This is a genomic window from Stenotrophomonas maltophilia (assembly GCF_003970865.1).
Taxonomy (GTDB): Bacteria; Pseudomonadota; Gammaproteobacteria; order Xanthomonadales; family Xanthomonadaceae; genus Stenotrophomonas; species Stenotrophomonas maltophilia_AR.
Genome location: NZ_RXLZ01000105.1, coordinates 1 through 8263 on the forward strand (window position 1 = coordinate 1; position 8263 = coordinate 8263).

Sequence of the window (8263 nt, forward strand, 5' to 3'; positions counted from 1 at the left end):
CTCTCTGACAAAGACATCAGCGTCGCTCTATAATATACGACTCACAGATCGATGCACGGCTCAACTGTAGACACGGTATGCGGTTTATCTACTGTCAGCCAAAGCGAACCGTCTAGCTGCATACCCTTAAGTCCAACAGAAGCGCCGCTGTGAGATAAGAGCCCGCAGGTACCCGCCGTGCCCCATTACACCGGCCCCCTGCTGACCCGCGACAGCGCTGACACCCTGCGCCGTGCCCATGACAAGGGCGCTGCCGACTGGCAGGGCTCGCTCGACCTTGGCCGCAGCGAGGACGGCGTGGCGCTGGATGCCGACGGCTTCCACTTCCGTGGCCAGCGCTACCCGTGGCCGGGCAAGCTGAAGGACCGCACGCTGTACTACTGGGACGGCGAGGACTTCGCGCCGATCTCGCGCTACAGCGGTTCGCTGATCAAGCTGGTGCCGACCGAATGGGGCGCACCGACCTTCGAGATCGACGGCATCAAGATGCTGCCGACCTCCAAGCTGTCACCGTTCGAGGACGCGCGCCGCAAGGTCGAGCTGGTCGCCCCGGCCGGCAAGGTCATCCTCGATACCTGCGGCGGCCTGGGCTACTTCGCCGCCTGCGCGCTGGAGGCCGGTGTCGGCCAGATCCGCTCGTTCGAGAAGAATGCCGACGTGATGTGGCTGCGCACGCTCAACCCGTGGTCACCGGATCCGGAATCGGCCGTGGCCGGTGGCCGCCTGCAGTTCAGCCACGGCGATGTCTCGCAGCAGATCGAACAGGTGGCCAGCAACAGCGTCGACGCGATCCTGCACGACCCGCCGCGCTTCGGCATCGCCGGCGAACTGTACTCGCAGGTGTTCTACGACCACCTCGCCCGCGTCATCCGCAAGGGCGGGCGCCTGTTCCACTACACCGGCGCCCCGAACAAGCTGACCAGCGGCCGCGACGTGCCGCGTGAAGTGGCCAAGCGCCTGGAAAAAGCGGGGTTCAAGGCCGAACTGGCGCTTGACGGCGTGCTGGCCGTCAAGCGCTGAGCCTCATTCCGAGTCTACCTTCGCCAGCTTCATCACCCACGACGGCACTTCCGGTTCTCCGGCGTAGAAGTCCTTCGGCTTCTTCTCCGCCATCGCCCAGCGGTGCAGCCAGCTCGGGCCGTAACGGCCACTGTAGCCTTCGGCACCACGTGCATAGGCCGGGTCACGCATCGCCTCGTCCAACGAAATGAAGCGATAGCCGCGGCGCTTGGTCGCCGCCACCAGTTCGGCGAACGTGGCTGCATTGAGTTCGTTCGCGTGCATCAGCCAGACCTGCGGCAGCGCGTAGCCCAGCAGCGCCTGCGACTGCTTCTCGTAGTAGTCCAGCTTGTTCAGCATGTACGGTACATAGCCCTTTCGCAGCTGTGCCAGCGTCGCTTCACGCGCCGGGGAATCCGGCTGCTCGTTCATCACGTTGGCATAAGCGAACGCCCACACCCACTCGCCGTTGTCGACCGTCACCGGCGCCACGCGGTAGCCATGCTGCTTGAAGAACACGTCCATCTCCGCGCGTTCTTGCGGCGTGCGCCCGGCACGCAGATAGGGGTGACGCATCCACTGCGGCTTCAGTCCGCGCTCGGCCAGTAACGGCCGCAGCACCGTCTCGCCACGCAGGAAATCCTGCTGGAACGCCGGCACGCCCTTGGCGTTCAGGTCCATGTGCGAGTAGGTGTGGTTGCCCAGCACATAGCCGGCGTCCAGCCAGCCGCGCAGCATCTTCACCCGCGCCGGCTGCACCTGCCCGTCGATCTCAAGCTTGTTCTCGTTGACGAAGCCGACCACCGGCACGCCTGCCTGATGCAGCTGCGCCATCAGCGCTTCGTGCCGCGACTGCAGGTCCAGCGGAACGATCTCGTCCACCCGCGCCCAGGGCAGGTCGTCGATGGTCACCGCAATCCGGCGATCCACTTCGGCGGCGTGTACCGCCAACGAACACAGCAGCAATGGCACAGCACGCAGCAACCAACGCATCAGCACATCCTTGCAGGAGCGAAGTGCTGACTTTAGCGCGATTGCGGGCGCGTGGTCGGTCACACGCCCGCTATGGGCTGGGCGACTGCCCCTGACGTTCGCGCACGATCGCTCGCCACAGCATGAATCCCGCAGCCATCGCCATCAGCATCAATGCGACCAGCACCAGGGCAAGGTCATCGGGATTGCGCAGCAGCGGCGCATGCTCATGGGTGAGGATCTCGAACACCACCTGCTGCGCCTGTGCCAGCGGCAGCCGGCCCTGCTCGCCCAGTTCAACCAGGCATGCCGCCGGGGACAGCTTGGCTACGCTGGTCCACGCCCTGTCGTACAGGTGCAATGCCCTGAGGGCCAGCGCCAGGATCGCGGCGTGCAGGGCCATCACCCCCCAGTTGGCGCGTCGCAGGCGTTCCGACAGGCGGCCCAGGCGGTAGACACTGATCGACATCGCGCCCAGCAGCGCCAGTACCACGCCCGCCATCGGAATCCACTGCAGCGGTTGCCATGGTGCAAGCGCAGTGGACCGCGCCAGCAGCTGTTCGGCCACCTGCATGCGCGCGACAGGGTCGGGCCCACCGCATGCGTCATCCACGGGCTCCAGCAGCAATCCCACGCGGTAGTGGAAGAAGCCGGCTGCAAGGGCTACCGCCAGCAGCGCCACCACCTGCAGGGCCAGCAGGATCGGGCCAGGACCACAGATACGACAGAAGCGGGTAGCAGCAGAGACCATCGGTTCATCCGTGACAACAAAGGACCATCCTAACCAAGCGCCCTGTGCTTGTCGGCTGGCGGATACGACAACCTCCGCGTGGTCCCGGTAGGATGTGGGTGAGCATGGATGGTCGTATGTAGAGGTGCTGTGGATGGTCACGCTGTATCTGTGGGTGCGAACGCTGCTTCCGCTGCTGGCGTTCGTGATCGCCTGGATGCTGCTGTCGCGCCTGATCAAGGCCCGCGTGGCGCGCCTTCCACGGGTTCCCTTGAACCTGCCCGAGCACAGCAGCAGCCCGCGCCGGAAGGACCGGCGCATCTACGCGCGCAAGCTGCGGCGCAAACCGGGCCTGCGCACCGCCACTCGCCCGGCCACCGCGCCGCGCAGCTGGAACCTCGCGGCAGTGTTCGTTTCGCTCTCCGCATTGATCGCCGCCGTGCTGGTCGTGCCGGATGGCGCGCGCTTCCAGGTCATGGTCGAGAGCATCACCGGCTACCCGGCCACGATTGCTGAGGTACATGTTCCCGCTGCCCGGCAGCCCCTCGTGCTGCAGGCGTGGCAGCCAGCACTGGCGCAGCTGTCGCGGCCGGTAACGATGCGCTACCCGATCGGGCGCACCGGCGGCGAGCATGACGCGCACGCCACGCTACCGGTACAGGTGAGGCATCAGGGGGATCGGCTGCAGGTGGCTACGGCCGTGCCGGTGGACGCCGAACGGCTGCGTGCGGAGCTTGCGCGCCTGGCTGGGGTACCAGTTGAGGCAATCACGGTTCGACAGATGAAGGTCGCCCCGTGGCGGGAATCGGGTTGGATGCCGGTGGCCGAACGGTAGAGCCGAGCCCATGCTCGGCTCTACACGTAGCACCCGGCCCAGGCCAGGCTGCTGTTGCAGTAGATCCACGCCATGCGTGGATGGGCATCGTGCGGAGTCGCGCATGGCTCGACTCTACAGATCAGGACCCGCGCGGCAGCTTCGCTGCCCACATGTTGTCCACCAGATTGGGGTAACGCCGCCCATTCTCATCCGCACGCTGCCGCGCCGCCTCTTTCTGCGCAGGCGACAGCGGCTGCGAGCTCTGGCCCTTGGGATTGGGCTTCTTCCACGGTGGCATCTTCGGTTCACGCATGGCGGCAGCTTACCGCTTCAGGAAGTTCAGCAACGCCAGATTGAAGTGGTCAGCATGGCTGGTATTGCAGCCATGTGGTGCGCCTTCAAGTATCACCACTTCGCTGCCTGGAATGGCTCGGTGCGTGCGCTGGCCAGAACCTTCAAACGGCACGATGGCGTCACTGTCGCCGTGCAGGATCAAGGTTGGCACCGTGATCTTCTTCAGGTCTTCGCGGAAGTCGGTAGTGGCAAACGCCTGCATGCAACCCAGCGCCGCCGTCTGGTCGGATTGATGGCACAGTGCAATCGCTGCCTGACGCGTCTCTTCGGTCACCATCAACTGGCCGTTGGCACTGAAGAAGTCGCGGGTGAAGCCATCGAAGAACGCCTCGCGATCCTTCTCCAGACCGCTGCGCATCTCATCGGCCTTGTTCTGGGTCAGCGGGCCTTCCGGGTTGTCATCACTGCGCAGAAGGTAAGGCGGCACCGCAGCAGCAAACACCACGCTATGCAGGCGCTCCTGACCGTGGTTGGTCACATAGCGCGCTACCTCACCGCCGCCCATCGAGAAGCCGACCAGGGTGACGTCGCGCAGGTCACGCTCCTCAATGACCCCGGCCAGGTCCGCTGCCAGCGTGTCGTAGTCATAGCCCTCGGCCGGCTTGTCAGAACGGCCGAAGCCACGACGGTCGTAGCTGATCACCCGGTGCTGCGCATCGCGCAGGATCGACACCTGCGTCTTCCAGGCATCGGCGGACAGCGGCCAGCCGTGGATCAGAATGACCGGGCGGCCGTCGCCACCAGTGTCTTCAACGTGCAGGCGGATGCGGGAAGCAGGCATGGGAGCTCCTGTGGAAGGGGAGGATTTCAGCCTATTGGTCGGCCCCTGTCGCGACCGTGATGGAATCGCCGGCTGCCATGACATCCCCTGCACAGACGGTAGCCCCGACGCTGAAGCCGGGCCGCCAATGCGGGCATTCGCTCCGTGGAAGGGCCGTTTCGTCGGACGCCGGCTGCAGCGGCCCAAATGCCATGCGAGCGTACGTGAACCATCCTTGGAGCCTCGCCATGCTGCTGCTCACCCTGCCCCTGCTGGCCGCCGGCCTCGCCGCCGCACCCGCGTCCTCCGATGACCTGCGCGAGCAGATCCGCCAGGCCGACACCCAGTTGTTCGCCGTGGCCTTCGAGGCCTGTGATGCCGACAAGGCCGCCGCGATGACCACCGAAGACATGGAGTTCTTCCATGACAAGGACGGCAAGTCAGCCAGCAATCGCGAAGACTTCCGTCGCAGCGTCGCCAACATGTGCAGCAATGCACGCAAGGGCGGCTGGAGCCTGCGCCGCGAGCTGGTGGAGCCTTCGCTGCAGGTGTTCCCGCTACACGATGAGCGAGCGCTGGAAATCGGCGATCATCGCTTCCATGAACGCGGCAAGGACGGTGTGGAGCGATGGGTGGGCCAGGCCCGCTTCATCCAGGTCTGGCGTCGCGTGGACGGGCGCTGGTTGGCCGAGCGGGTGATCAGCTACGACCATCGGCCGGCGGACTGACAGCCGCGAAGCGGGGTTCACAGTCCGGTTCTATACTGCCCAGGCCCGTCACGACCTACCGCTGCAGTTCGCCCCATGGCAGAGATCACCCCCAACCATCCCGACTATGGCCTCAACCAGCAGATCCGCCAGGGCGTGGCCGCACTGGATGCGCAGCACGGCCGTCCCTTCGACCAGACCAGCGAGCGACTGACCGCCAGCCTGACCGTGCTCGCCCGCGAGCAGGGCCTGCAGCAGGTCGACCAAGTGCTGGTCAGCAGTGCCACGGCCCAGCACCCGGCTGGGCACAACATCTTCGTGGTGCAGGGCGACCCGGCCAATCCGGCGCACCTGCGCGCGATGATGCCGACGGCGGTGGCGGCGCAGACGCCGGTGGAGCAGTCGATGCAGAAGCTGGGCATTGCCCCGCAGCAGCCCGCAATGGGGCAGCTGCCCGAACAGCAGGCCCGTGAGCAGGAACAGCAGCAGAACCCGGCACATCGCCTGGGCTGAGCCGTCTCCAGCGTTGCTGGCGGCCCAGCGCGAGAATGCCGGCTCGCCATGGCGCTTGCCACCCTAGGCCATGCGCGGCCCAGACTGCTCCTGCACCTGACGCTGCTGCAGTTCATCCTGCGTGCGCACCTGTGCAGACTGCACCAGCTGCTCGGCACGCTCGAACGAGGCTTCCGCCGGTGTCTGCGCGGCCACCGCCGTAGGCATGCTGGCGCGCAGCTGTGCCGGATCGTTGCGCTCGCCCTGCACGATGAAGATGTTCTGCGCCGCATCGGCCTGCGCCGTGCGCTCGCTCAACAGCACGTGGTCCGCCTGGGTCAGGCCGTTTGCCTTGGCCAGGGCGTACAGGCTGGCGCTGATGTTCTCGCTGGTGGCATCGAAGGCACGGCCCCGCTCAGCATCAAGCAGCGCGACGCCCTGGTGGATCTGCGAGAGCAGCGGATCGTTGCTGTGCCGGGCCAGATGATCATCGCTTCGTTCGCCCACGCCCTCAGCATCGCTCAGGATGCGTTGTCGAAAACTACGCTCCGGCAGGGGATTGGTTTTCTTCTGATTGAGCTCACTGTTGGGGAACGGCGGATCAATGCTGTCCACGCCATGGATGTTGCGCAGCGGTCGGAACCCATCCTTGCCTGCGCCCTTGCTCTCCAATGGAATACGGACATCGGGAAGCAACTGGCCGATACCACCTCCCAGCGCGTTCACGTCGATGCTCTTTTTCCGCTCGATGCCCGCGTGGTTCAGGGCTTCCCAGGTGAAGTCAACGCAGTTGTTGCGCACGTCCTTGTATTGCAGATCGAAGCCGTACTTACTTGGGTACGTGCCGAACGCTTCAAGCTTTTTGTACTGCTCCTCGCTGATTTCGAGAGTGCGGCTGTAATGGGGGTCCTTGTAGATCGTCGCATCATCATTCATGACCTTGCCTTGGCCGTTCACGCTTCCGTGTTCTATGGGTGCAAACCCGTAGCTCTGAGGCGGCTGATCGGGCGCACGAAGCACATAGAACATATGGCCTGGCCCGGAAGTCTGCGGTACCCCATCAATAACTTCCTGGCTACCGGTTTTCTTGTCTATCAACGGCGTACCGGGGGCGGCGATGATGATCTCGACTGCGTAACGCGGCTTGTCCATAAGAAGAATCCTTCAATTCCCATCAGCGGTGTGACAGCGACTATTTTCCAGAGAGAGGATCGGCATGGACCCGCAGCTGAGCCGGGTAATGCTGGAGCGCGGCTGTAGGCTGAACTGTGCGCACATTCAGATGGTAGCGGGCATCCATTTCCATCGGCAGGGTGACGATGCTCAGCCTATATCGGCTGGCGTCCATCGACACCTGCTGCGCGTAGCGCCAATCTGCCGATGCATGCCATTCGGGGAGCGGCTCCCCCAGATTGCGCGCCCTTGCCTGATAGACATCAGAAGTTGCAACGTCCTGCCAGGCGCCTGCGACCCAGCGCTGCAGGGACAGTTCAAAAGGAATATGGACATCGTCCATGTCTCGCTCGCTGTCAGGCTCCGGTCCATGTCGCTGCACCTCAAGATCCAGCACATAGGGTCGCCCGGGATGGAAGTTGCGGGCATTCGTCTCGAGTTCGAAGCGCACCGCCTGGCCGGGCTCGGCAACGTTGATCGGCTTGACCAGATCCAGCGGCTCCGGCGCATCCGATACACGACCGCTACAGGCGCCGAGTGAGCCCACCAGCGTGAGGAACAAGCCGGCACGCAACCAGCGATGGATACCCAGCATGATTAAGCCCCTTTGGCTTCCTGCCATGAAGTTCCTACCCTGGCGAGCGACTAGAGGCGCCGCAACCAAGCAATTGATTACTTTCCAGCGGGACGGGCGGCATGGATCCGCAAACGGGCCGAGTAATCCTGCAGTGCCTCTGTCCTCTGCACCGTACGTACGTCCACGCGGTAGCGGGAGTCAATTTCCACTGGCAGAGCAACCAAGCTCAGCGTGTACTGGCCGTCACTCCCCATGTGCGGCGACGTATACCGCCATTCGCTGGATGCATGCCATTCTGGAAGCGCTGCCCCCGCGTTGCGAGCCATTGCCTGGTAGCTGTCGTAGGTCGCAACGTCCTGCCAAGTACCTGCGGTCAACCGCTGCAGGGACACCTCAAAGGGGATCTGCATCGTGGGGATACTCGGCTCGCGGGTGTCCTCCGGCCCGTGATGCTCAACTTCCAACTCGAGCGCATAGGTGCGACCCGGGTGGAAGTTGCGGGCATTCGTCTCGAACTCGAACCGCACCGCCTGGCCGGGCTCGGCAACGATGATTGGCTTGACCAGATCCAGCGGCTCCGGCGCATCCGGCACGCGGCTGCTACAGGCGCCGAGTGCCCCCGCCACCAAGAGAATCAGGCCGGCACGCAGCCAGCTGTGGATACCCAGCATGATTCAGATCC

11 protein-coding genes are annotated in these 8263 nt (G+C 64.5%); 4 read left to right on the plus strand and 7 right to left on the minus strand.

Annotated features, from left to right (window positions below; genetic code table 11):
* Window positions 1–177: 177 nt before the first annotated feature.
* Window positions 178–1020 (plus strand): class I SAM-dependent methyltransferase, encoded by an 843-nt coding sequence (locus tag EKL94_RS21435; RefSeq protein ID WP_126930561.1) that lies wholly within the window; start codon window positions 178–180, stop codon window positions 1018–1020.
* A gap of 3 nt (window positions 1021–1023) precedes the next feature.
* Here EKL94_RS21435 and EKL94_RS21440 read toward each other — a convergent pair whose 3' ends face one another.
* Window positions 1024–1992, minus strand: a complete 969-nt coding sequence (locus EKL94_RS21440; protein WP_126930562.1) for a polysaccharide deacetylase family protein — start codon at window positions 1990–1992, stop codon at window positions 1024–1026.
* A 70-nt stretch (window positions 1993–2062) separates the two neighbouring features.
* Window positions 2063–2722, minus strand: coding sequence for a hypothetical protein (locus EKL94_RS21445; protein ID WP_126930563.1), 660 nt, complete (start codon window positions 2720–2722; stop codon window positions 2063–2065).
* A 133-nt stretch (window positions 2723–2855) separates the two neighbouring features.
* Between EKL94_RS21445 and EKL94_RS21450 the strand changes: the two genes are divergently transcribed.
* Window positions 2856–3536 (plus strand): hypothetical protein, encoded by a 681-nt coding sequence (locus tag EKL94_RS21450; RefSeq protein WP_126930564.1) that lies wholly within the window; start codon window positions 2856–2858, stop codon window positions 3534–3536.
* 121 nt (window positions 3537–3657) lie between these two features.
* On the opposite strand, the gene EKL94_RS22480 is transcribed toward EKL94_RS21450, so the two are convergent.
* Complete coding sequence (locus tag EKL94_RS22480; protein WP_185830074.1) at window positions 3658–3831, minus strand: hypothetical protein; 174 nt, start codon at window positions 3829–3831, stop codon at window positions 3658–3660.
* Window positions 3832–3840: 9 nt separating this feature from the next.
* Window positions 3841–4653, minus strand: coding sequence for an alpha/beta fold hydrolase (locus EKL94_RS21455; RefSeq protein ID WP_126930565.1), 813 nt, complete (start codon window positions 4651–4653; stop codon window positions 3841–3843).
* 227 nt (window positions 4654–4880) lie between these two features.
* Here EKL94_RS21455 and EKL94_RS21460 point away from each other — a divergent pair, with 227 nt between their 5' ends.
* Both EKL94_RS21460 and EKL94_RS21465 read left to right on the plus strand, forming a co-directional pair.
* Window positions 4881–5360 (plus strand): nuclear transport factor 2 family protein, encoded by a 480-nt coding sequence (locus EKL94_RS21460; protein WP_126930566.1) that lies wholly within the window; start codon window positions 4881–4883, stop codon window positions 5358–5360.
* Between the two features lie 75 nt (window positions 5361–5435).
* Window positions 5436–5852 carry an XVIPCD domain-containing protein gene (locus EKL94_RS21465; protein WP_126930567.1) on the plus strand — a complete coding sequence of 139 codons (417 nt, stop codon included), beginning with the start codon at window positions 5436–5438 and terminating at the stop codon, window positions 5850–5852.
* Between the two features lie 63 nt (window positions 5853–5915).
* On the opposite strand, the gene EKL94_RS21470 is transcribed toward EKL94_RS21465, so the two are convergent.
* From EKL94_RS21470 to EKL94_RS21480, 3 genes are all read right to left on the minus strand, one after another.
* Window positions 5916–6983, minus strand: a complete 1068-nt coding sequence (locus tag EKL94_RS21470) for an XVIPCD domain-containing protein (protein WP_126930568.1) — start codon at window positions 6981–6983, stop codon at window positions 5916–5918.
* Between the two features lie 40 nt (window positions 6984–7023).
* The gene (locus EKL94_RS21475) at window positions 7024–7599 is read right to left on the minus strand and encodes a hypothetical protein (RefSeq protein ID WP_126930569.1); all 576 of its coding nucleotides are present in this window, start codon (window positions 7597–7599) and stop codon (window positions 7024–7026) included.
* A gap of 77 nt (window positions 7600–7676) precedes the next feature.
* Window positions 7677–8252 (minus strand): hypothetical protein, encoded by a 576-nt coding sequence (locus tag EKL94_RS21480; protein WP_126930570.1) that lies wholly within the window; start codon window positions 8250–8252, stop codon window positions 7677–7679.
* Between the last annotated feature and the right edge of the window lie 11 nt (window positions 8253–8263).